Annotated in this window: 24 protein-coding genes; 9 read left to right on the forward strand and 15 right to left on the reverse strand. The window is 62.1% G+C overall.

The window, feature by feature from the left end; all coding sequences use genetic code 11:
• Positions 1-35: 35 nt before the first annotated feature.
• Positions 36-305, reverse strand: a complete 270-nt coding sequence (locus EOA16_RS11745) for a hypothetical protein (protein ID WP_127258120.1) — start codon at positions 303-305, stop codon at positions 36-38.
• Between EOA16_RS11745 and parC the strand changes: the two genes are divergently transcribed.
• A complete protein-coding gene (gene parC / locus EOA16_RS11750) occupies positions 261-2,513 on the forward strand; it encodes a DNA topoisomerase IV subunit A (protein ID WP_127258121.1) in 2,253 nt (750 codons plus the stop codon). The genes EOA16_RS11745 and parC overlap by 45 nt on opposite strands.
• 286 nt (positions 2,514-2,799) lie before the next feature.
• Entirely contained in the window at positions 2,800-4,014 is a 1,215-nt protein-coding gene (locus tag EOA16_RS11755; protein ID WP_127258123.1) for an AI-2E family transporter, read from the forward strand.
• Positions 4,015-4,026: 12 nt separating this feature from the next.
• Here EOA16_RS11755 and EOA16_RS11760 read toward each other — a convergent pair whose 3' ends face one another.
• From EOA16_RS11760 to EOA16_RS11775, 3 genes are all read right to left on the reverse strand, one after another.
• Complete coding sequence (locus tag EOA16_RS11760; RefSeq protein ID WP_127258124.1) at positions 4,027-4,923, reverse strand: DMT family transporter; 897 nt, start codon at positions 4,921-4,923, stop codon at positions 4,027-4,029.
• A 129-nt stretch (positions 4,924-5,052) separates the two neighbouring features.
• A complete protein-coding gene (locus tag EOA16_RS11765) occupies positions 5,053-5,817 on the reverse strand; it encodes an arginyltransferase (RefSeq protein ID WP_023810205.1) in 765 nt (254 codons plus the stop codon).
• 140 nt (positions 5,818-5,957) lie between these two features.
• Positions 5,958-6,428 carry an RDD family protein gene (locus tag EOA16_RS11775; RefSeq protein WP_127258126.1) on the reverse strand — a complete coding sequence of 157 codons (471 nt, stop codon included), beginning with the start codon at positions 6,426-6,428 and terminating at the stop codon, positions 5,958-5,960.
• Between the two features lie 208 nt (positions 6,429-6,636).
• Here EOA16_RS11775 and sthA point away from each other — a divergent pair, with 208 nt between their 5' ends.
• Complete coding sequence (gene sthA, locus EOA16_RS11780; RefSeq protein ID WP_127258127.1) at positions 6,637-8,025, forward strand: Si-specific NAD(P)(+) transhydrogenase; 1,389 nt, start codon at positions 6,637-6,639, stop codon at positions 8,023-8,025.
• Between the two features lie 45 nt (positions 8,026-8,070).
• Here the strand turns inward: sthA and EOA16_RS11785 are convergent, their stop codons facing one another.
• Complete coding sequence (locus EOA16_RS11785; RefSeq protein WP_127258128.1) at positions 8,071-8,739, reverse strand: alpha/beta hydrolase; 669 nt, start codon at positions 8,737-8,739, stop codon at positions 8,071-8,073.
• A gap of 201 nt (positions 8,740-8,940) precedes the next feature.
• Between EOA16_RS11785 and EOA16_RS11790 the strand changes: the two genes are divergently transcribed.
• Entirely contained in the window at positions 8,941-10,176 is a 1,236-nt protein-coding gene (locus EOA16_RS11790; protein WP_127258130.1) for an OpgC family protein, read from the forward strand.
• A gap of 2 nt (positions 10,177-10,178) precedes the next feature.
• Here the strand turns inward: EOA16_RS11790 and EOA16_RS11795 are convergent, their stop codons facing one another.
• Positions 10,179-11,258 (reverse strand): substrate-binding domain-containing protein, encoded by a 1,080-nt coding sequence (locus EOA16_RS11795; protein ID WP_127258131.1) that lies wholly within the window; start codon positions 11,256-11,258, stop codon positions 10,179-10,181.
• Between the two features lie 155 nt (positions 11,259-11,413).
• Here EOA16_RS11795 and EOA16_RS11800 point away from each other — a divergent pair, with 155 nt between their 5' ends.
• Both EOA16_RS11800 and EOA16_RS11805 read left to right on the forward strand, forming a co-directional pair.
• The gene (locus tag EOA16_RS11800; RefSeq protein ID WP_127258133.1) at positions 11,414-11,557 is read left to right on the forward strand and encodes a hypothetical protein; all 144 of its coding nucleotides are present in this window, start codon (positions 11,414-11,416) and stop codon (positions 11,555-11,557) included.
• Positions 11,558-11,618: 61 nt separating this feature from the next.
• Positions 11,619-11,768 (forward strand): hypothetical protein, encoded by a 150-nt coding sequence (locus EOA16_RS11805; protein ID WP_127258134.1) that lies wholly within the window; start codon positions 11,619-11,621, stop codon positions 11,766-11,768.
• Between the two features lie 63 nt (positions 11,769-11,831).
• Here EOA16_RS11805 and EOA16_RS11810 read toward each other — a convergent pair whose 3' ends face one another.
• Positions 11,832-12,206, reverse strand: a complete 375-nt coding sequence (locus EOA16_RS11810) for a DUF423 domain-containing protein (protein WP_127258136.1) — start codon at positions 12,204-12,206, stop codon at positions 11,832-11,834.
• A gap of 41 nt (positions 12,207-12,247) precedes the next feature.
• Positions 12,248-13,507, reverse strand: coding sequence for a multidrug efflux MFS transporter (locus EOA16_RS11815; RefSeq protein ID WP_127258137.1), 1,260 nt, complete (start codon positions 13,505-13,507; stop codon positions 12,248-12,250).
• Between the two features lie 168 nt (positions 13,508-13,675).
• Between EOA16_RS11815 and EOA16_RS11820 the strand changes: the two genes are divergently transcribed.
• Positions 13,676-14,341, forward strand: a complete 666-nt coding sequence (locus EOA16_RS11820) for a GntR family transcriptional regulator (protein ID WP_127258139.1) — start codon at positions 13,676-13,678, stop codon at positions 14,339-14,341.
• Positions 14,342-14,453: 112 nt separating this feature from the next.
• On the forward strand, positions 14,454-14,687 hold the full coding sequence (locus tag EOA16_RS11825; RefSeq protein ID WP_245455910.1) for a DUF982 domain-containing protein: 234 nt from the start codon (positions 14,454-14,456) through the stop codon (positions 14,685-14,687).
• Between the two features lie 53 nt (positions 14,688-14,740).
• Here EOA16_RS11825 and EOA16_RS11830 read toward each other — a convergent pair whose 3' ends face one another.
• Positions 14,741-14,893 carry a hypothetical protein gene (locus EOA16_RS11830; protein ID WP_081738829.1) on the reverse strand — a complete coding sequence of 51 codons (153 nt, stop codon included), beginning with the start codon at positions 14,891-14,893 and terminating at the stop codon, positions 14,741-14,743.
• Positions 14,894-15,069: 176 nt separating this feature from the next.
• Positions 15,070-16,113 carry an aldo/keto reductase gene (locus EOA16_RS11835; protein WP_127258142.1) on the reverse strand — a complete coding sequence of 348 codons (1,044 nt, stop codon included), beginning with the start codon at positions 16,111-16,113 and terminating at the stop codon, positions 15,070-15,072.
• A 278-nt stretch (positions 16,114-16,391) separates the two neighbouring features.
• On the opposite strand from EOA16_RS11835, the gene ppk2 reads away from it, so the two are divergent.
• Positions 16,392-17,312: a polyphosphate kinase 2 gene (ppk2, locus tag EOA16_RS11840; protein WP_127258143.1), complete on the forward strand. Its 921-nt coding sequence runs from the start codon at positions 16,392-16,394 to the stop codon at positions 17,310-17,312.
• A 250-nt stretch (positions 17,313-17,562) separates the two neighbouring features.
• Here ppk2 and EOA16_RS11845 read toward each other — a convergent pair whose 3' ends face one another.
• The 5 genes from EOA16_RS11845 to EOA16_RS11865 form a co-directional block, all read right to left on the reverse strand.
• Complete coding sequence (locus tag EOA16_RS11845) at positions 17,563-18,210, reverse strand: dihydrofolate reductase family protein (RefSeq protein WP_127258145.1); 648 nt, start codon at positions 18,208-18,210, stop codon at positions 17,563-17,565.
• A gap of 305 nt (positions 18,211-18,515) precedes the next feature.
• The gene (locus tag EOA16_RS32865) at positions 18,516-18,704 is read right to left on the reverse strand and encodes a hypothetical protein (RefSeq protein WP_127258146.1); all 189 of its coding nucleotides are present in this window, start codon (positions 18,702-18,704) and stop codon (positions 18,516-18,518) included.
• Positions 18,704-19,000, reverse strand: coding sequence for a nucleotidyltransferase domain-containing protein (locus tag EOA16_RS11855; protein ID WP_127258148.1), 297 nt, complete (start codon positions 18,998-19,000; stop codon positions 18,704-18,706). The genes EOA16_RS32865 and EOA16_RS11855 overlap by 1 nt, the downstream gene beginning before the upstream one ends.
• A gap of 47 nt (positions 19,001-19,047) precedes the next feature.
• Entirely contained in the window at positions 19,048-20,079 is a 1,032-nt protein-coding gene (gene hemB, locus EOA16_RS11860; RefSeq protein WP_127258149.1) for a porphobilinogen synthase, read from the reverse strand.
• Positions 20,080-20,167: 88 nt separating this feature from the next.
• On the reverse strand, positions 20,168-20,914 hold the full coding sequence (locus EOA16_RS11865) for a DUF2066 domain-containing protein (RefSeq protein ID WP_245455911.1): 747 nt from the start codon (positions 20,912-20,914) through the stop codon (positions 20,168-20,170).
• Positions 20,915-21,118 lie beyond the last annotated feature (204 nt).

The following is a 21,118-nucleotide window of genomic DNA, read 5'->3' on the forward strand; positions in this document are numbered from 1 at the left end:
ACTGGACCGGAAAAAGGCGTGTCCCGGCACATTGGTCAAAAATCGCGGTGAAAGGCAAACCCGATCCCACCGTCTTTGCGCAAACCGGTGAATTTGTCATGAAGAGCCGATAGCCGGATATCGTCGCGCTTGGCCATAGAACCCGCATGTAACAGGCTGATGTTGGCCGACATCCCCCGGGGTGCGGTTTCATGTTGCAGAAGGGCCGGTATCTCCGTCGGGCTCTTGCCGCGAATCACCCGCTCGGCTAGTCCGAGCCCATGGGAAAAAGGCTTTTGCCGCCTGAAAATGGCGGTGGCGATCATATCGAGCCGGTCGATCTGAAGAAGGCGCTGGAAGAGCGCTATCTGGCCTATGCGCTGTCGACCATCATGCACCGGGCACTGCCCGATGTGCGAGACGGACTGAAGCCGGTCCATCGCCGCATCATGCACGCCATGCGCCTGTTGCGGCTCAACCCCGACCAGGGCTTTGCCAAATGCGCCCGCATCGTCGGCGAGGTGATGGGCAAGTTCCACCCGCATGGGGACCAGTCGATCTATGACGCGCTGGTGCGGTTGGCGCAGGATTTTTCGATGCGCTATCCCCTGGTCGACGGGCAGGGCAATTTCGGCAACATCGACGGCGATAACGCCGCCGCCATGCGCTACACCGAAGCGCGCATGACCGATGTGGCGACCGAATTGTTGTCCGGCATCACCGAGGACGCCGTCGACTATCGGCCGACCTACAATGAAGAAGACGAGGAGCCGGTGGTCTTGCCCGGCGCCTTTCCGAATCTGCTGGCCAACGGCTCGTCCGGCATCGCGGTGGGCATGGCGACATCGATCCCGCCTCACAACGCCGCCGAGCTTTGCGATGCCGCACTTCACCTGATCGAAAACCGCGACGCGCCGGTGGCGAAGCTGATGGAATTTGTCCAGGGGCCGGATTTCCCGACTGGCGGCATCATCGTCGATAGCCGCGCCTCGATCCTCGAAGCCTACGAAACCGGTCGCGGTGGCTTTCGCGTGCGCTCGAAGTGGTTTCAGGAGGACCAGGGCAGGGGCACCTGGAGCATCGTCGTCACCGAAATCCCCTATGGCGTGCAAAAGGCGCGGCTGATCGAGAAGATCGCCGAGCTGCTGATGGCGCGCAAGCTGCCGCTGCTCGAGGACATCAGGGACGAAAGCGCCGAGGACGTCCGCGTCGTTCTGGTGCCGAAGAGTCGTTCGGTCGACCCCGGCATCCTGATGGAATCGCTGTTCAAGCTGACCGAGCTCGAAAGCCGCTTCCCGCTCAACATGAATGTGCTGTCGCGCGGCAAGGTGCCCAACGTGCTGTCGCTGAAGGGCGTGCTGCAGGAATGGCTCGAGCACCGCCGCGAGGTCTTGATCCGCCGCTCGAAACACCGGCTCGGCGAAATCGAAAGACGGCTGGAGATACTTGCCGGCTACCTGATCGCATACCTCAACATCGACGAGGTGATCAGGATCATCCGCGAGGAGGATGAGCCAAAGCAGGTGATGATGGCCCGCTGGTCGCTCACCGACAACCAGGCCGAAGCCATCCTCAACATGCGGTTGCGCGCTCTGCGCAAGCTTGAAGAATTCGAGATCCGCAAGGAATTCGATGGCCTGAGCGCGGAGAAGAAGCAGATCGAGGCACTGCTTGCTTCAAACGAGAAGCAGTGGGCGACGATCAAGTGGGAAGTCACCAACATCCGCGACAAGTTCGGCCCGGAGACCGAGCTCGGCAAGCGCCGCACCCAGTTCGCCGACGCGCCCGAGCATGATCTGACCGACATTGCCCATGCCATGATCGAGCGCGAGCCGGTCACCGTCGTCGTCTCGGAAAAGGGCTGGCTGCGGGCGATGAAGGGGCATCTGGCCGATCTCTCGACGCTGACCTTCAAGGAGGGCGACAGCCTCAAGCTCGCCTTCCATGCCCAGACCACCGACAAGGTGCTGGTCTTCACCACCGGCGGCAAATTCTACACCATCGGCGCCGACCGGCTGCCTGGCGGGCGAGGCCATGGCGAGCCGATCCGCATCATCGTCGATATGGACAATGACCAGGACATCGTCACCGCCTTCGTTCATGACCCGAAACGCAAGCTGCTGCTGGCCTCGCACGACGCCAACGGTTTCATCGTGCCGGAGGAGGAAGTCGTCGCCAACACCCGCAAGGGCAAGCAGGTGATGAACGTCAAGGCGCCGGACGAAGCCAAGCGCTGCATCCCGGTCACCGGCGACCATCTCGCCATCGTCGGCGAGAATCGCAAGATGCTGGTGTTCGCGCTCGCCGAGATTCCGGAGATGGGCCGCGGCAAGGGCGTGCGCCTGCAGAAATACAAGGACGGCGGCCTTCTCGACCTCAAGCCGTTCACGCTGGAGAGCGGCCTCTCCTGGCAGGATTCAGCCGACCGCACCTTCATAAGGTCGCGGGAGGAACTGGCCGAATGGATCGGTGCGCGTGCGTCGGCCGGACGCATGGTGCCGAAGGGATTCCCGAGGACGGGGAAGTTTGGATAGTGGGTGAAGCTGCAATCTCCCCCCTCGTGGGGGAGATGCCCGGCAGGGCAGAGGGGGACGCTGTCCCGCCGACGGTCGAGTTCACAGATACCTGATTGTGCCGGTGTGCGGTTGGTCACGGTCCAAATCCAAGGCTGGCGCTCCTTCACGCCCCCCTCTGGCCTGCCGGCCATCTCCCCCACGAGGGGGGAGATTGGCAGTTTCACCCTCACCATTTGGACTATCGTCACGATTGCTGCACTATATCGGTCCATAAACAGGAGGGGTGTTTGGGAGAGCCAGGCGTTTGAAGGAAGCAAAAATCCAGAAACCGGAGCGGCAGCAGCGCCTGTTCGGCCTGTCGACGCCGCTCAGGGCAGCCGTCATCCCGCCGCTGTCGGCGGCACGCTGGCTGCTGGTGCTGATCGTCGCCGCCGGCGTCTATTTCTTCCACGGCTTCCTGTTTCCGGTGCTGGCGGCGCTCGTCATCGCTTTCGCCAGCTGGCCGCTTTACCGCCGCCTGCTTGTCGCAGTCAGTGGCAACCGAACCATCGCCGCGACCTTTGCCATCCTCTTCATCCTCGCTTTCCTGGTGATCCCGATCGCGCTCGCCGGCACGTACGCGATCAACGAGGTCCGCGAATGGGTCGCCTGGGCGATCGAGACCAACCGTCATGGCGCGGTGACGCCGCACTGGATCGCCACCATGCCTGTCGTGGGCGAGTGGCTGAACGAGCAGTGGACGACCAATTTCGGCCACCCCGGCGGCATTGGTGAACTGATCCAGCTGGTCAGCGGCGCCAACATCGGCAGCATCTATCGCGGTGTGCTGGCCGCCGGCGGCAGTGCTTTCGGCCTCCTGTTGACGCTTTTGTTCATGATGATCGCGCTGTTCTTCGCCTATCGCGACGGCGAGCATTTTGCCGGCCAGGTCGACCGTCTCGGCGAACGCATCCTGCCGACCAGATGGGAGCGGATTTCGCGTGTCGTGCCGGCGACGATCTCGTCGACCGTGACCGGCATGACCGTCATCGCCATCGGCGAAGGCCTGGTGCTGGGCATTGCCTACTGGCTGGCCGGCGTGCCGTCGCCGGTAACACTCGGCGCCCTGACCGGCGTCATGGCGCTGATCCCCGGCGGGGCGCCGCTGTCGTTCACGCTGGTCTCGATTTATCTCGCCGCCAGCGGCTCGCCGATGGCCGGGCTGGCGCTGTTCCTCTGGGGCGCTGTCGAACTGTTCATTGTCGACAAGACACTGCGCCCGAAGCTCGTCGGCGGGCCGATAAAACTGCCCTTCCTGCCGACGTTTTTCGGCCTGATCGGCGGCGTCAAGACCATGGGGTTTCTCGGCCTGTTCATCGGCCCGGTGCTGATGGCCCTGCTGGTCGCGATCTGGCGCGAATGGCTGCGCGAGGTGGAAATGGCCGACGACGTCGTTCCGGGCTCGCCAGCCGAAATCGAAGCCGGTCCGCAAATCGAGGTTTTGCCGGAACCTGACGTGGCGAAGAAGGCCAGCGCCTGATCTCAACGCACCTTAGGCCGGATGTTGCACCGCAAGGTCGCCACGCCGCTTGCGTCCCTCATGAAGTTGCCACAGCGAATGCGCTACCAGCGTGACGATCAGGATCCCGCCCCCGATCAGGCTGTTGCGCGTCGGTGTTTCGGCAAAGATCATCCACACCCAGACCGGCGCCAGCACGGTTTCGAGCAGGTAGAACATCGCCACTTCCGGTCCCGAAATGTATTTCGGCCCGGCGGCAAGGCAGAAGAACGCCACCGGCATGATGACGGCGCCGTTGAGGATGATCCACCAGGGCGCCTCCACCTGAAAGCCGGTTTTGGAGACCATCAACGCCGCCAGCCCGAAAGGCAGGACGACGCCGATCAGTGAGGTAAAGCCCATATCCTTGCCGCTGGCGCGCGAGATGGTGATGGCGCATGCGATCAGGAAGGCCGAACACAATGCCATCAGGTCGCCGAACAGATGTCCGGTGCCGACGGAATCGCCGACGATGATGGCGACGCCGACGATCATCATGGCCAATGCCGCAAAGGTCAGCGGTCGCGGCCGCTCCTTCAGGAATACCCACGACAGCAGCGCGGCGAACATGGTGGTGAAGGCCAGGATGAAAACCAGGTTGGCGGTCGAGGTGTTGTAGACGCCGGTGATGAAGGCAATCGCGCCGAGCCCGTAGATCGCGGCAACGATCAGGCCCGACCAGCCAGGTATCAGCTGCGGCGCATTCTTGCTGAACGAGCGCCAGATGGTCCACATGATCAGTGCCGCGGCCAAGGTGCAGCCGGTGCGCAGCAGCAGGATTGTCCACGCCTCGCCGTGGGCGAGCCGGATCAGCGGGATGTCCACGGTCAGCGTCAGCCCGCCAAATGCGGTGAGCAGAAGTCCTTTGGTGTGAGTATCGTGAGACGACATGCAGCGACTTTCACAATGAATTCGGGAGAGGATGGCGGACCGGCGCAATCGCACGCTCTCCGCCAACCAGCGGAAAGACCAGCATCGTCTCGATTGAGAATGTTTAAGCCCGGACTTGGGAAAGAGTAATCAGCGCGCGACCGCTTCGTTGGTGTAGCGCTCCCAGCCCTTCGGGCCGAGATGCTCCTGCGGCATGAAGCGCATCTTATAATTCATCTTGCGCGAGCCGTTGACCCAGTAGCCGAGATAGACATGGGGCAGGCCCATCGCCCTGGCGCGGGCGATGTGGTCGAGGATCATGAACGTGCCGAGCGACCGTTCCTCGAAATCGGGATTGAAGTAGGAATAGACCATCGACAGGCCGTCGGCCATCTTATCGGTGAGCGCCACCGCGATCAGCTCGCCTTGTCCCTTGCCAGTGATGAAGGTGTCGGGCCCGCGTCGGCGATACTCGATCACCTTGGTGTCGACATGGGTATCCTCGACCATCATCGCATAGTCGAGCACCGTCATGTCGGACATGCCGCCACGGCGGTGGCGGGCGTCGAGATAGCTGCGGAACAGGGAATATTGTTCGGTCGAAGGCTCTGCATTGTGCATGTGGCCGACGAGGTCGGAATTGTGCTGCAGCACGCGCTTCATGTTGCGGCTGGCGACGAATTCCTGGGCGAGGATGCGTACCGAAACACAGGCGCGGCAGGTCTCGCAGGCCGGCCTGTAGGCGATGTTCTGCGAGCGCCGAAAGCCGCCTTGCGTCAAGAGGTCGTTCATCTCCGCCGCCTTGTCGCCGACCAGGTGCGTGAACACCTTGCGCTCGAACTGGCCGTCGAGATAGGGGCACGGCGACGGCGCGGTCAGGAAGAATTGCGGCGACTGGGTCGGATGCTGCGTCATCGAGCCTTGGAAACACTCCTTCGAATCGCTCTACCTTTGGCGCGGACGGCGAAAAATTCAACAGGATTGTGTGGGCGTGGTCGACTCGACGCCTTCACATTTGTGCTCAACGGGTTGCGACTGCTCTTCAGAGGGCCGTTTCAGCGGTCGGTGCGGCTGACGACCGTGCCAAGCAAAAGATCGTGCAAGGTGCGCTTGCGGTCGGAAAACAGCGTCACCAGAAGCACCAGCGGCGACAGGATGACGTTGCCGGCCCAGAACAGCACCGAATGGACGACCGCGGTGAGACCGTCGATCGGCCTGCCGTCGATCCGATCCAGCCGGATGCCCATCATCTTCATGCCCGTGGTGGCCTGGTCGGCACTGCCAAGTGTGTTCCAGATGTAGAGAATGGCCACGGTCGGCAACAGGATGCCGAACAGCATCCAGCCAAGCCCGAGGGTCAAAAGCCCGAGGAAAAACACCAGAATGGCAAACGGGATGGTGAGCAACGCGACGATCACATAGTCGATCACGAAGGCCAGGATGCGCTTCGTGCGCACGCCGTCATAGGCCCTGACATCGTCAAGCCTGCCGGTGATGATTTCGCCGTCGAGAACGCGCGCGTTCATGTCATTTCCTCGTAACAAGGTCCGACATAGGGTGCGGACCGCTCAGCCATGAAATGGTGAAGGCCTGTGGCGGAATCAAGATCGGGCTTCGTGCGGTGCGCCGGCTTCGATGGCGCCGGGCGCAATGTGAGCCGGTTGAATTTGCGGCGCGGATAGCATTAGCTTGCTGCGGCGCAACAAAGCGCTCAGGGGTAGGGGACGGGGCAAGATGGACTATGACATGCTGGTCATCGGCAGCGGCCCTTCCGGTCGCCGTGCCGCGGTGCAGTCGGCCAAGCTCGGCAAATCGGTGCTGGTGGTCGACCGCGGCCGGCGTCTGGGCGGTGTCTCGGTGCATACCGGCACCATTCCGTCGAAAACGCTGCGTGAAACGGTGCTCAACCTCTCCGGCTGGCGCGAGCGCGGCTTTTATGGGCGCGGCTACCGGGTCAAGCAGGATATCTCGGTCGGCGATCTGGTCGAGCGCCTGCACAAGACGCTCGACCATGAGGTCGAGGTGCTGCAGCACCAGTTCATGCGCAACACGGTCAAGAGCGCCCGCGCCGCGGTAAAATTTCTCGGCCCCAACAAGGTCAGCCTGACCACGGATACCGGCGACTACAGCGAGGTTGGTTTTGCCAATGCGCTGATTGCGGTCGGCACCAGGCCGCACCGGCCGCACGACGTGCCTTTCGACAAGACCCGAATCTTCGACAGCGACGAGATGCTGGAGCTTGACCGCTTGCCACGCACGCTGACGGTGATCGGCGCCGGCGTCATCGGCGTCGAATATGCAACGATCTTCTCCGCGCTCGATGTGCCGGTGACCTTGGTCGAGCCGCGCAACTCCATCCTCGATTTCGTCGACCGCGAGATCGTCGACGATTTCATCCACCAGATGCGCGATCGCGGCATGACCATCCGGCTGGGCAGCGCGGTGAAGGAAATACGCTCCAAGCCCGACGCTGCCGAGGTCGAACTGGCCGATGGCCGCACCATTCGTTCGGAGGTCGTGCTCTACGCCGCCGGCCGCACCGGCAATGTCGGTAGCCTGGGCCTGGATGTCGTGGGCATCGACGCCGACTCCAGAGGGCGTATCAAGGTCGATCCGCAATCCTTCCAGACCAGCGTGCCCAACATCTATGCCGCCGGCGACGTCATCGGCTTTCCGAGCCTGGCCTCGACTTCGATGGAGCAGGGCAGGGTGGCCGCCTGCCATGCCTTCGGTGTGCCTTTGCCGCCGCCACCGGAGACCTTTCCCTATGGCATCTATGCGGTGCCTGAAATTTCGACGGTCGGCCAGTCCGAGGAACAGGTGCGTGAGAGCGGTGCTGCCTATGAGGTCGGCGTGGCGCGTTTTCGCGAGACCTCGCGCGGCCACATCATGGGCGTCAACACCGGTTTCCTGAAACTCTTGTTCTCGATCGAAACGCGCCGTCTGCTCGGCGCACATATCATTGGCGAGGGCGCCACCGAGCTCATCCACATCGGCCAGGCGGTGATCAATCTCGGCGGCACCGTCGACTTCTTCGTCAACAACACCTTCAACTATCCGACGCTCGCCGAAGCCTACAAGATCGCCGGGCTGGATGCCTGGAACAGGATGGGACGAGGGTAGAAGGAGCTGCAGTGATGAAGGAGCAGGCCGAACATCGAAGGCCCCTCAACCTGTCTGCGCCCCCGCCGCCGCTCCCGCCCGCCATTGCCTGACGATCGCCGCGTCGGCGCTGCCGAATTCATGACCCGATGCAACAATCCGGGCATCGATCTCCGCGCCGTGCCGGCTGAGCAACGTCACCAGAGCAGGGGCGAAAGGTGCATAGGTGAGGTCGGCGGCGCCGGCGATCATCAGCACCCGCATCTTTGACAGATCCGTCGCAGGCACATCATCGAGCACCGGCATCGGCCGCAGCAGCGCGGCGCGTTCGACCAAGCCTGGATACAGCAGCATCAGGCTCGAAACCAAATTGGCGCCGTTGGAATAGCCGAGGAACGTTGTGCGCGAGAGGTCGAGATGGTGACGTGTAACCGCGTCGGCGACGAAGCCGGCAAATGCCCCGGTTTCGGTGCGGATGCTTGCCTGTTCGAAGCGCGTCGGCGTGATCCGCGCGAACCAGCGGAAACCATCCTCCTGGACAACGCGGCCACGCACCGCGATGAGCGTGGCACGCGGTGCGATCTCTCGCGCCAGCGGAACCAATGTCGTCTCGTCGACACCCGACCCATGCAGCAGGAAGAAGCACTCGCCGGTTGAATCCGCCGGGCTGTAAAGGCGGTAGTGGAAGGCGAGATCACGCCGCAACGCACCATCTTGTGAGGTCTCTTCGATCATCGCCCATCCTCTTGATTATATGACGTTTCGCTCAATTTGCCGGCTTCAAAACGCAATATTTTCAAGCTCCGCGAAAGTTGATTGAACCGGGCGCATTACAGTCCGTTTCTCCGCCGATAACATTCCTTCGGGAGGAATCGAAGCGGTGCGCCGGGGGTCGCATTGCCGGTAGGAACAACCAGCTTTGAGGCCTTTTTGTCGATGACCACCCAGATTTCCCCGGACCGCGATTCGCGTGTCCCAGACCGCGAGGCGCGTGTCCCAGATCGCACTGAGCGTGACACGCGCATCGATGTGATCCGTGCTTTCGCCTTGCTGACCATCTATGTCGACCATGTGCCGGGTACCGCCTTCGAGTATCTGACGTACAAGAATTTCGGCTTTTCGGATGCGGCGGAGGTCTTCGTGCTGATCTCGGGCATCTCGGTCGCGCTCGCCTACGGCAAGAAATTTCAGCCTGGAAACCGGCTGTTGGCAACCTTGAAGATGTTGCGCCGGGCCGGTGTGCTTTATGCCACCCACATCGTCACCACCATGGTGGTGATGGCCATTTTCTGCGCTGCGGCGGTGTTTGCCAGGCGGCCGGAGCTTTTGACGATGATCAACATCGAGCCGTTGATCAAGAATACGCCGCAGGTGCTGATCGGCATCGTGACGCTGGGCCACCAACTTGGCTACAACAACATCCTGCCCGTCTATGCGGTGCTGCTCTTGCTGACGCCGCTGTTTCTGCTCATTGTCAGCTATCGGCCGGTCCTGGCACTGGCGGCATCCGGCGCCCTGTGGCTGGTCGCGGGGATTTATCAGATTGCACCGCCCAACTATCCCGAGCCCGGCTTCTGGTTTCTCAACCCGCTGTCGTGGCAGTTCCTTTTCAGTATCGGCCTGGCAGGCACGCTGCATGTGCGTCGCGGCGGCACCATCCCGGTCAATCGCTGCCTGGTTGGCGCGGCCTTGGCCTACACCGCGACCGCGCTGGTCTGGGTGCACAGTCCGCTCTGGGGGCAGATCTCCTGGTTGGGCCTGCCTCCGGTGCTGACCGGCTTCGACAAGACGTTCCTGTCACTGCCGAGGCTGCTGCATATATTGGCGGTGAGCTACCTGATCGTGGCATTCCCAGCCATCTCGAACCTGTTTCGCACCGGGCGCGATCATCCGCTTGCCATATTGGGCAAACGATCGTTGCCGGTTTTCATTGCCGGCACCGTGCTTGCAATGGCGGCGCAGGTGCTGAAGCTGATCAATCCGGGCGGGTTTGCCTATGACAGCCTGTTGATATCGGCCGGCATCGTCATGCAGTTCGCGCTTGCCTACTATCTCGAGTGGCTTTCGGGCCTTGGCTGGTCCGCCAAAAGCAGGCCGGCTCACAACGCCGCACCGCCCGTCCATGCTGCATCCTTCGCGATGCCGACCATGGCGACAAGAATGGGCCGTTGAGCTCAGGCGGGCGAGGGGCCGGATGAGGCTCGCACCACCAGTTCGACCGGCAGCGATTGCCGGCTGAACGAGCCGTCGTTTTCAAGGATCGCCTTGACGGCAAGGCGGCCCATCTCGGCGATCGGCTGGACGATCGTGGTCAGCGGCGGCTTGGAAACCGCCCCTTCCGGAACACCGTCGAAGCCGACGACCGAAACATCGCCCGGTACCGAGATGTCGTGTTTCCGCAACCAGTCCAGCGCATGGAGCGCCATCCTGTCCGACATAGCCAGGATGGCTGTCGGCGTCTCGGCACCGGCGAAAATATGGTCGAGGCCGGCCCAAACGCTCTCCTCGTCATTGACGGTTTCGTAGATCGGCACACGCTCGACGTCGATGTCGACGCGGGAGAGTTCGGCGAAATAGCCACGCAGGCGGTCGCGCGTCCCGGAATAGAGGGCCTTCTCCATCTGCTCCCTTGTGGTGGGGCCGAAGCCGGAGTCCGCGACGGGCAGGGCAAGCACAGCAAAGCGACGATGCCCAAGCTCGGTCAGATGTCGAGCCGCGAGGCCCGCCCCGGCGATGTTGTCGACACCGATGGCCGCGACGGCGTCGTCGTCGTCCGAATCGAGATCGAGCGCAACGAAGGGGAGCTTGCGTTCGCGCGCCAGTTCGACCAGCTTTGAACCGCCGTCGACACAGAAGACGATGAAGCCATCGACCAGCGCGCTCTGGATGTTCCAGGCGAGCTGCTCATTGTTGGCGGCGGAGACCAGCGAAATCCCCGCACCGGTCGCGTCACAAGCCTGCGAGATGCTGGCCATCATCACCCGGGCGAAAGGGTCTTCGAAGAAATAGGAGAGGGGTTCCGCGGTCGCGACACCGATGGCGTTGACCTTGCCGGCGCGCAGCAGCCGGCCCTTGGGGTCGGGCCCGCCATATCCCATAGCCTCGGCTGCCGCCTTGACTCGCTCGCGGACCTCCTCGCGCACGATCTCCGGACGGGCGAACACGTTGGACGCGGTGCCGTGCGATACGCCGGCTGCCTTGGCGATGTCCGCCAACCGGACCGGTCTTGTCTTAGCAGAGATAAGTGGCGCCATCTTCGTCTCCTGAATTCTTCCCATCTAACACTTTCGTTGGATCGGTTCAAATTTTGACTTGATCGAAGCCTCGATAAGGCCTATGTTTGAATCGATCCAAGGGAATGCCGGTCGTCAGGATTGGATCGATTCAACATCAAGCAGGGAGTTGTGTCATGCATCCCGTCAATTTTCTGTTCGAAGACATTTACCGCAACGACTGGAGCATCTCGTCGAACACCGCGACGCAGAGGCGTCGTGGCAAAGCCGGTCCATGGGTCCGCGAGCTGCGGTTCCTTGTGGAGCGCAAGCGGAGCTGAGCGGGGCGGTTTTTCGTGCCCATCGATTGGATCGATTCAAGCAATGAAAGGAGTGCACATCATGCATCCCGTGAGCTATCTATTTGAAGACATCTATCGCAACTATTGGGGCATCGCGCCGGCTTCCGAACGGCCGGAGCGGCGTCGGTTGGCAAGGTTCCGGCGGCGCAATCGCGAATTGGTCATCCAGCCCGAGCCCCGGCAGGACTAACGGCCCGGCAAACGACGTTTGATAGGCGGAGGTCTGTTTATCGGGCAGGGCGCCCAGAGGCGTTCAGGAACGTGCGCGCACCAGCGCCGAGGCAGCGATCGCCAGCCAACCGGCGATGAGTAGGGTGCCGCCGATCGGCGCCGACAGCGGGAACAGTCGCGACCCGATGAAATCGCGGGCTAGCAGATCGCCGCAGAAAAGCAGAAGCCCAACCAGCAGGATCAGGCTGGCGATGCGCAGGATCCGGTTTGCGCCAAGCAGTCCGGCGGCAAGGAAGACCGGCGCGTGCATCAGCAGGAACGATGCCGCGGTGCCGACGAAAGCGCCACCCAGATGCGCCGCCGCGGCCGACAGCGCCACACCCGCCGCGCCGCAGAGGCCGCTGGCCAGGACGAGGATACGGCTGCTGGCGCCGGAAAATTGCTCGGCTGTGCTCATGTCCGTGGCTCCGTGGTATCAGAGGGATATGCCTGACTCGGTCAGGGCTTGCCGGGGTTGGCGAGCATATCCTGCGCGCGGCGTGATTGCGCCAGCCAGTTATACACCGCACCCCCGGCCATCAAGACGGATGTGCCCAGAAACACCGAGCGCATGCCGAAATGACCACCGGCAAAGCCGCCCAGCAAGGGGCCGGCGACTTGCCCGACATACTGGGCGGAAATCGACAACCCGAGCACATTGCCGCCGACGCCATCGGGAACATTGTGGCGGATCACGCTGGTGATGCAGGGCAAGAGACCGCCCAGCGCCAGGCCCATCAGGAAGCGCAGGCCGATGAGTTGCCAGCTTTGTGTGACGAAGGCCTGCGGGATCAGCAGCAGCGCCGAGACGGCAAGTGCGCCGATAATGACGTTCCAGTGGCCGACGCGGTCGGCGAGCTTGCCGAGGCGCGAGGCCGACAGGATGGCGCCAAGGGCCGCCGCCGACATGACGACGCCTGATATCAGCGTGACGCGGCTTTGGTCCGCAATCAACTGCTGCACATAGACGGTGATGATCGGCTCGATCGACATGGTGGCGAAGCTCAACAGCATGCCGGTCGCCAGCATGGCGACGACAGGCCGCTTGTCGGGGATTTGTGCCCAGCCGCCTTTCTGCTTCTGCTTCGACGCGGCGTCTGCTGTTTTCGGCCGGGGATTCTCCTTGATTAGAAACGTGGTCGCCAGGAACGCCAGGAAGATGACGCCGCCGGACAACAGGAAGGTGGCGCGGATGCCGATCAGCGGCGGCAGGGCGCCGCCAACCAGCGGGCCGACCAGAGCCCCGCCCGTGATGCCGGCCGACAGCAGGCCCAACGCCCAGCCGGAACGCTCCTTCGGCGTCTGCATGGCGACGAGGATGGTCGATCCCGAGGAATAGCCGCCGGCAAAACCGATCAGCAGCCGCAGCAGCACCAGTTGCCAGACCGTCTGCACCATGCCGGTCAGCGACATGCATATGGCCATGCCAAAGCTGGCGCGAACCAGCATCACCTTGCGGCCGTAGCGGTCACCGAGACGTCCCCAGAGCGGCGCCACCAGCGCCGCAGCGAAGAACGTCGCGCCATAGGCGATCCCCGACCATTGCACGATCGCCGCGTGGCCCTCGGCGCCGAGCTGCTCGATATAGAGCGGCAGGAAAGGCAAAAGCAGTGTCATGGCGACGAGCGTCGAGAACGACCCGGCGAAGCACACGAACAGATTGCGCTGCCAGTGGATGTTGTAGGTGCTGTCGGTCGCCGGGGGCGTATTCTGCGGCATGTCATGTGTCCTGTCCGAGCAACGCCGAGCTGTGGGTTGCTGCGGATACCAGTTTGGGATACCAATATGGTGCACGTCATGGACGCAAGCTTGGCCGCTGTCAATGCAACCTGTCGAACGTGATCGGCAAGACGATTGCCAGCAAACGACCAGAAGATGGAAACGACAATGTCGCAGATGCAGAACGTCGAAAAACAGCTTCGGCAGATGATCCTGGGCCTCGAGATCGGTCCCGGCGAAAAGCTGACCGAGCGCTGGATAGAGAGCCGTTTCGGTGCATCGCGAACCCCGGTCAGGGCAGCACTTCTGCGGCTCGAGACCGAGGGCCTGGTCGGCAGGGACGGGCGCGGCTGGACGGTGTCGCCGATCAATCTGGCTGAACTCGAGCAGATCGCCGTCTACAGGGAGGCGGTCGAGATCGCGGCCCTTCGCCTGACATGCAGCCTGGCGGACCGGAGCGCCGTCGATGTCATCGAGGCGATGCTCGAATCCTGCGACAACGACACGCCGCGCGAGGAATGGCATCGCGTCGGCATGGATTTTCACATCGAACTGGCGCGTCTGTCGGGCAATGAATTCCTGTTCCGGGCGGTGCGCGATGCCATGACGCGCCTGTCGCGGGCGCGCTGGCTGGAGGTTCGCGACGAAGCGGCCCTCAGCCGCGCCTGGACCGAACATCGCGCCATACTGGCGGCGGCACGCCTTGGCGACGCCGATGAAGCCGCACGCCTGCTCTCGGTCCACATCGTAGGCAGCCGCGACCGGCTGGTGACGTCGCTCGCCAACGATCGGCGCGGTCTTCGCGCCAGAGGCTTTGCCGTCGTTGCTGCTTGAAGGTGATGAAGGGGCGCAAAGCGGCGTCTGAATGTATGCGCACTTTCGCCTCGCTTCGCAGACGCCGATGGCGTAAGGAGCGGCGATGGAAAACAACCGATTTGAAACACCTGTGACTGTGAAGTCAGTCGCGGCGGGAAATACTCAGCTCCTGCGCACGGCGCGTGAGGCTTCCGACTACCTCCTCAACAGCTGGCCCGGCAAGCGCAGCCCCAAGCATCGCGCAGCCCTGCAGGCCTGCCATGACGCACTCGCTGGCGACAAGCCGGCGATGAATGCCAGGCGCGCCTTCATTGCGGCAGCACGCGAAGTGGACGTGTTCGTCAGCGACAAGACGCCGGCCTAATATCAGGCGACATCAGGATTGAGGCACGGCCCGCATTCGCGGGCCTTTTGCCGTCACTTTGCCGTTTCGGTTTCGCCTTCGGTTTCATCCTCGGGCTTCGAACGTTCCCTCGCTGCAACCTTGGCTGCGAGCTTCTCAGCCTTCTTGGCCGCCTTCTGGCGGTCGCGTTCCTTGCGTTCCTGATCGTAATTTGGTGGTCGCGCCATATCAGCTCCTTTTCACTGCCTCGCGGCTCTGGTCCTGCCTAGGAGCATTAGCCGTCAAACACAACAGCTGAAGCGATAGTGCGTCGATGATGGCCAGGCTTGCAAGATGCGCGTCGCGATGAAGGGGCCAAGCCCGTTATTGCGGTGGCCGATACCTATCGCCGTCGATTTGCCGATCAGATGCCGCTTCGGTCAATCACCAGATCGGCGGCACCAAAGCGGTCCTTTGCCGTCAGTTGCTGGTGCCAGTAGGGATAGAGCAAGGGCGGCCGGCTGACCGCGTCGAGGCGCTCGCGCTCCTCGCCGGAAAGCACCAGGCTTGCCGCCGCGATGTTGTCCCGGAACTGCGTTTCCGTCCTGCCGCCGATCACCAGGGAACTGATGGACGGCCGGCCAAGCAGCCAGGCCAGCGCCACCTGCGCTGCCGACACGCCGCGCTGCGCGCCGATCTCCACAAGCACATCGACGATCCGCCACAGCCGGTCCTCGTCGCGGATCGGTGGTTCCGACCAGCCCGCGAGCTGGCGGGCGGTGGGGCTGTCGCGGCGGTATTTGCCGGACAGCAATCCGCCGGCAAGCGGGCTCCAGACCAGAACGCCCAGCCCCTGGTCGACGGAAATCGGCAGCAGTTCGTACTCCGCCTCGCGCGCTTCCAGCGTGTAATGGATCTGCTGCGTGACAAAGCGCGGCTGATGATGGCTGTCGCTGATGCCGAGCGCCTTCATCACCTGCCAGCCGGAGTAGTTGGAGCAGCCGACATAGCGGATCTTGCCCTGGGCAACCAGCGTGTCGAGCGCGCCGATGGTTTCCTCCAGCGGTGTCACGCCATCCCATTCGTGCAGGAAATAGATGTCGATGACGTCGGTCTTGAGCCGTTTCAGGCTCTTCTCGCATTCGCGGATCAGGTGATAACGCGACAGGCCTTCATCGTTCGGACCTTTGCCGATCCGCATCCGCGCCTTGGAGGCGATCAGCACGTCGCCCTTGCGCTTGCCGCCGAGCGCTTCACCGACGATCTCTTCCGAAATGCCGTTCGAATAGACATTGGCGGTGTCGATGACATTGATGCCGGCGTCGATGCAGAGGTCGATCATCCGGCGCGCCTCGTCGAGGTCGGTCTTGCCGACAGCCGAAAACGCGCCGGCGCCACCGAAAGTCATGGTGCCCATGGTCAGCGTCGATACTTTCAGGCCGGAACGGCCGAGAGTGCGGTATTCCATGTAGGTCCTCGCGATTGCATTGGGAAAGGGGCCGGGGAAGGGGCCCGAATATGGCCGCTATTTGTAGGATAATTTGGGTGACTTGTCTCCATGCCAGGACGACGGATCGATCATGCCTGGCGGGATTGGCAGCTGCGGTGATCACGCTCGGCTGCAATAAAACCGTCATTGCAGGCCTATATTGAAGTCGGCTCAGGTGTTGCCTTTCCCAGGCCGTAAGCCGGGATTCTGGGGCGCCGGACGTGGATCGACAGAGCTTGCAAGTGGAGCAGCCGATAATGACCGAGCTAAAACAGAATTCTGCGGCCAGGGATTGGCTTGAAGCCGAGCTCGCCGACACGCTTGACGAAGACTATGAGCTCGAAATGTCGGAGCCGGCGCTGTCGATGGAGATCGCCAAGATCTACAAGAACGCGCATCCGCCTTCGATCGATCGCATGCAATATTTTCGTGATTTGATCAGCCTGCAGTCCGAATTGATCAAGCTTCAATCCTGGGTCGCCTACCACAAGAAGAAGCTGGTGGTGATCTTCGAGGGCCGCGACTCGGCCGGCAAGGGCGGGGTCATCAAGCGCATCACCCAGCGGCTCAATCCGCGCATCTGCCGTGTCGTGGCACTGCCGGCGCCGACCGAGCGCGAAAAGTCGCAATGGTATTTCCAGCGCTACGTTCCGCATCTGCCGGCCGGCGGCGAAATCGTGCTGTTCGACCGCTCCTGGTACAACCGCTCCGGCGTCGAACGGGTGATGGGCTTTGCCCAATCCGATCAGGTCGAAGAATTCTTCCGCGACGTGCCGGAGTTCGAGCGCATGCTGGTCCGCTCGGGCATCACCGTGGTCAAATACTGGTTCTCGATCACCGACGAGGAACAGCAGATGCGCTTTTTGATGCGCATCCACGATCCGATGAAGCAGTGGAAACTGTCGCCGATGGACCTGCAGTCGCGCGTGCGCTGGGAGCAGTACACCAAGGCCAAGGAAGAGACCTTCGCCCGCACCAACATCCCGGAAGCGCCCTGGTTCATCGTCGAAGGCAACGACAAGAAGCGCGCGCGGCTGAACTGCATCGACCACCTGCTCAAGCAACTGCCCTACGAGGAAGTGCCGCACGAGGAGATCACGTTGCCGGAGCGCGTCTTCAACCCCGAATACGAGCGCCAGGTGCTGCCGCGTGAGCTCTACGTGCCGGAGAAGTATTGAGAAGTACTCCCTTCTCCCCGTCTCTATACAGGGAGAAGGTGCCGGCAGGCGGATGAGGGGCGGCGCCGACTTCGGTAGTTGGCTGCGGACAAGCAGCTGAACGGGCGAAACTTATTCTGGCATCATATTGCCGTCGGGGGCATTCCCGACAATACTATATTCAGCCGGTAGCGCTGCCCTCAATGCCCTGCCGGGCATTTCTCCCCGTATAGTGACGGGGAGAAAGGGGCCAGCACCGAGGTTTCGCCACCTACGCCCGCTTGATGGTGACATGCGTGGCAAGCGCCGTTGCTACCTGCTCGCCGCAGGCATAACCGAGCTTTACCATATCCAGGCCGGCAAAAAGGTTCTCGCCTGTTCCCAGCAGCACCGGCGAGATCGCCAGATGCATCTCGTCGATGAGCTTTTCCTGCAAATACTGGCGGATTGTAGCGACACCCCCGCCGACCCGCACATCCTTGGCGCCAGCGGCAGCCTTGGCCTGTTCGAGCGCCGAATGGATGCCATCAGTGACGAAGTGGAAAGTGGTGCCGCCCTCCATCGTTATCGGTTCCCGCTTGTGATGGGTGAGCACGAAAACTGGCACATGGTAGGGCGGGTTGTCGCCCCACCAGCCCTTCCAGCTGTCGTCACGCCATTCGCCGCGGATCGGTCCGAACATGTTGCGGCCGAGGATCCAGGCGCCGACATTCTCGAAGCTGCGCGCCGCGAACGCCTCGTTGATGTCGGTGGTGCCGCCATCTTGCCCGAGCACCATCTCGCGGAAGGTGCGGGTGTCGACAAACCACTTGTGCAAGGATTCCCCACCGACGCCGAGAGGATTTTGCAGATCCTGATCGGGACCGGCGCCATAGCCGTCGAGCGACAGGGTGAAAGCGTTGACGCGAAGTTTGGACATGCGAGCCTCCTCGATAACCAGTTGTATTTTGCAATCAGTTATTTGGTACCAAACTGATTGTGAATTGCAAGCAGTATTTTTAGGCGAGGATCGGACTTTCGGCTTTGAAGACAAGCCAGCAGCCTCGCCGGCGAGAACCCGCCGTTCGCCGCACTAGTTACATGAGCGGAGAAGAAAGATCCGGTGGTCTCGACACGTGAAAAAGCTCCGTTGCCTGGATGCGATTGCGTGTGACGAGATAAATCTCACACTCCTCCCTTGCGACGCGAAGCAGGATGCCGCCGCAGCCTGTCTGCTAGCCACAATCACTGGCGCCGCGATGCTTCGAGCATACGTTCGACAGCAAGACGTAGTGGCTGCAGGCTGTCGGTCACCACAGCCCACACTATCCCACCGGAGGTCTTGTGATATTCGTGACGCAAAATGTCAGCAGCGATGCCGTCCAAGGCCTCTACGATTTCGGCTAGAATCGGTTTGATCCGGCGCACTGCCATCAGAATATGCGCACAGCAGATCGTTCGATATCGGCCTTCAACATGGGATTGAGGCTGTCGCGGGTGGTGATATCGATCTCCGCTGACATCTTCTCTTCAAGAAATTGCTTGATGCCGACCAGATCGATCAGCGAAAAGCGCCTTGCAGGATCATAATCGATGAAGAGGTCGAGATCGCTGTCGGACCCTGCGTCGCCCCGCAAAGTCGATCCGAAAAGATAAAGCGAAGTCGCGCCCATACCTTTGATGGCATCCGTATTTCTCTGCAACCGCTTTATGACCTCATTCCTGCTCATGAATTCATTCTAGCGGATTGCGTTAAAATTCCAAACGATCTAGCGGCCTATCCCTTCAGCAGTTCCGCCACTTCCGGAGCGAAATAGGTCAAGATGCCGTCGCAGCCGGCACGCTTGAACGCGAGCAGCGATTCCAGCATTGCTTTCTCGCCGTCGATCCAGCCATTGGCGCCTGCCGCCTTGATCATCGAATATTCGCCCGACACCTGGTAGGCGAAGGTCGGCATCTGGAACTCGTCCTTCAGCCGCCGGATGATGTCGAGATAGGGCAGGCCGGGCTTGACCATCAGCATGTCGGCGCCCTCGGCGATGTCCTGTTCGGCCTCTCGCACCGCCTCGTCGGAATTGGCATGGTCGATGTAATAGGTCTTCTTGTCGCCCTTGAGCAGGCCGGCGGTGCCGACCGCCTCGCGATAGGGACCGTAGAAGGCCGAGGCGAATTTGGTCGCATAGGACATGATCGCGACATCCTGAAAGCCGTTGGCGTCGAGCGCGTCGCGGATGGCACCGATGCGGCCGTCCATCATGTCGGACGGCGCAATGATGTCGGCGCCGGCAGCCGCCTGGATGACGGCCGCTGCGGTCACCTGTTCCACCGTCTCGTCATTGACGATGATGCCGTCGCGCAGGATCCCGTCATGGCCGTGGCTGGTGAATGGGTCGAGCGCTGCGTCGGTGATGATGCCGATCTGCGGCACCGCATCCTTGATCGCACGGGTGGCGCGGTTGATGACATTGTTTGGGTCGAGGATGTGCGAGCCGGTCTGGTCGCGCAGCGAGATGTCGACATTGGGGAAGGTGGCGAGTGCCGGAATGCCGAGTTTTGCCGCGCGCTCGGCCTCCTTGACGGCGAGATCGATCGACAGGCGGAAGACGCCGGGCATGGCGGCGATCGGCTCGCGGACACCCTTGCCGTCGACGACGAAGATCGGCCAGATCAGGTCGTCGACCGAAAGCCTGTTCTCCTGCACGAGACGGCGCGACCAGTCGGCCTTGCGCATGCGGCGCAGACGGCGGCTGCCGGTGATCTCGTCGACGCCGCGCGCGCCGGCGGGCTTTGTGGGGGTGAATTTGTTCATCGCCAATACTCTCGTTCGGGCAGGCTTTTACCACGAGCTCCCGCCGCTGACCAATGCGGCACGATTATGCCAGCGACGCGGTCGAGGCTTATTCGGGTTGCCCATTGCCTGATAGAATCTGTGCTGCGCCCCTGATGGCGACACGGAAAGCCTCGTCGAAGCCGACACCGCGCACCTGCCAGATGTAGCTCTTGCCGGCCATGGCCAGCCGCCAGTCGGCGATCCAGCCCAGTTCCTTGTCGCTCCAGACGAGACTTCCGGAAAGCGCCTGGTCGGCGCCGGCCCTCCTCGCCAGTGTGTCGAGCTTCGTCATCTCGGCATTGCGAAGCACCTGATCGTCCAATCCGGCCTGCGACAGCTGCGCCGCCGTGAGAAAAGCCACCTGCATGGCCAGCGGTGCGGCGGCATTGCCGAACGATTCGCGCATCAGCATGCCACGGTCGTCATCGGCATCGAGCGCGTAATGCATTGTTCCGCGCTCGGTCGTCAAAAACACCGCCAGCCGCGGCCGCTCGGCCAGCCACGGCCTGCTGCCGAGCGAGGCCAGCACCGGGTCGATTTCAGCCGGCTTGTACTGACAGTAAAGGTTATGGGGCCGATCGTACGTGCCCTGGTCGTCATGGTTGGGAATGCCTTCCATGCGGTCGCGGTAGCGGAAGCTGGCGACGAAGCTGCCGGCCTTGTCGCGCAATAACGTCATTTCAGGCTTCGTCGGAAGGCGCTGATCACCGGAAACCCGCACCAGAACCGCGTCGAGACAGCGCTTGAATCCGGACTGACGGTTCTTCTCGTACTTGCCGTTGACGATGGTCTGCGAACTGTAGAGGTCTTCCAAAGTCTCCGCCAAGACCGGGTGAACAGCCAAGCAGATGCTTAGCCCAATTGCCACCGGCGCAAGGCGTGAAAATCGAGTCATAACCAATCGTCCCGTTCGAAGACCCGCCAGAGCTGCGCTGCAATGAACCCTATCTGGTTTTTCAGCATTGCAGCTCGATTTTTAGCACTGGCTCCTGGTCCGGGCCAGAGTTCGCACTGGTGT

Origin of the sequence: Mesorhizobium sp. M7A.F.Ca.US.008.03.1.1, assembly GCF_003997495.1 — a bacterium.
In the GTDB taxonomy this organism is placed as follows: Bacteria; Pseudomonadota; Alphaproteobacteria; order Rhizobiales; family Rhizobiaceae; genus Mesorhizobium.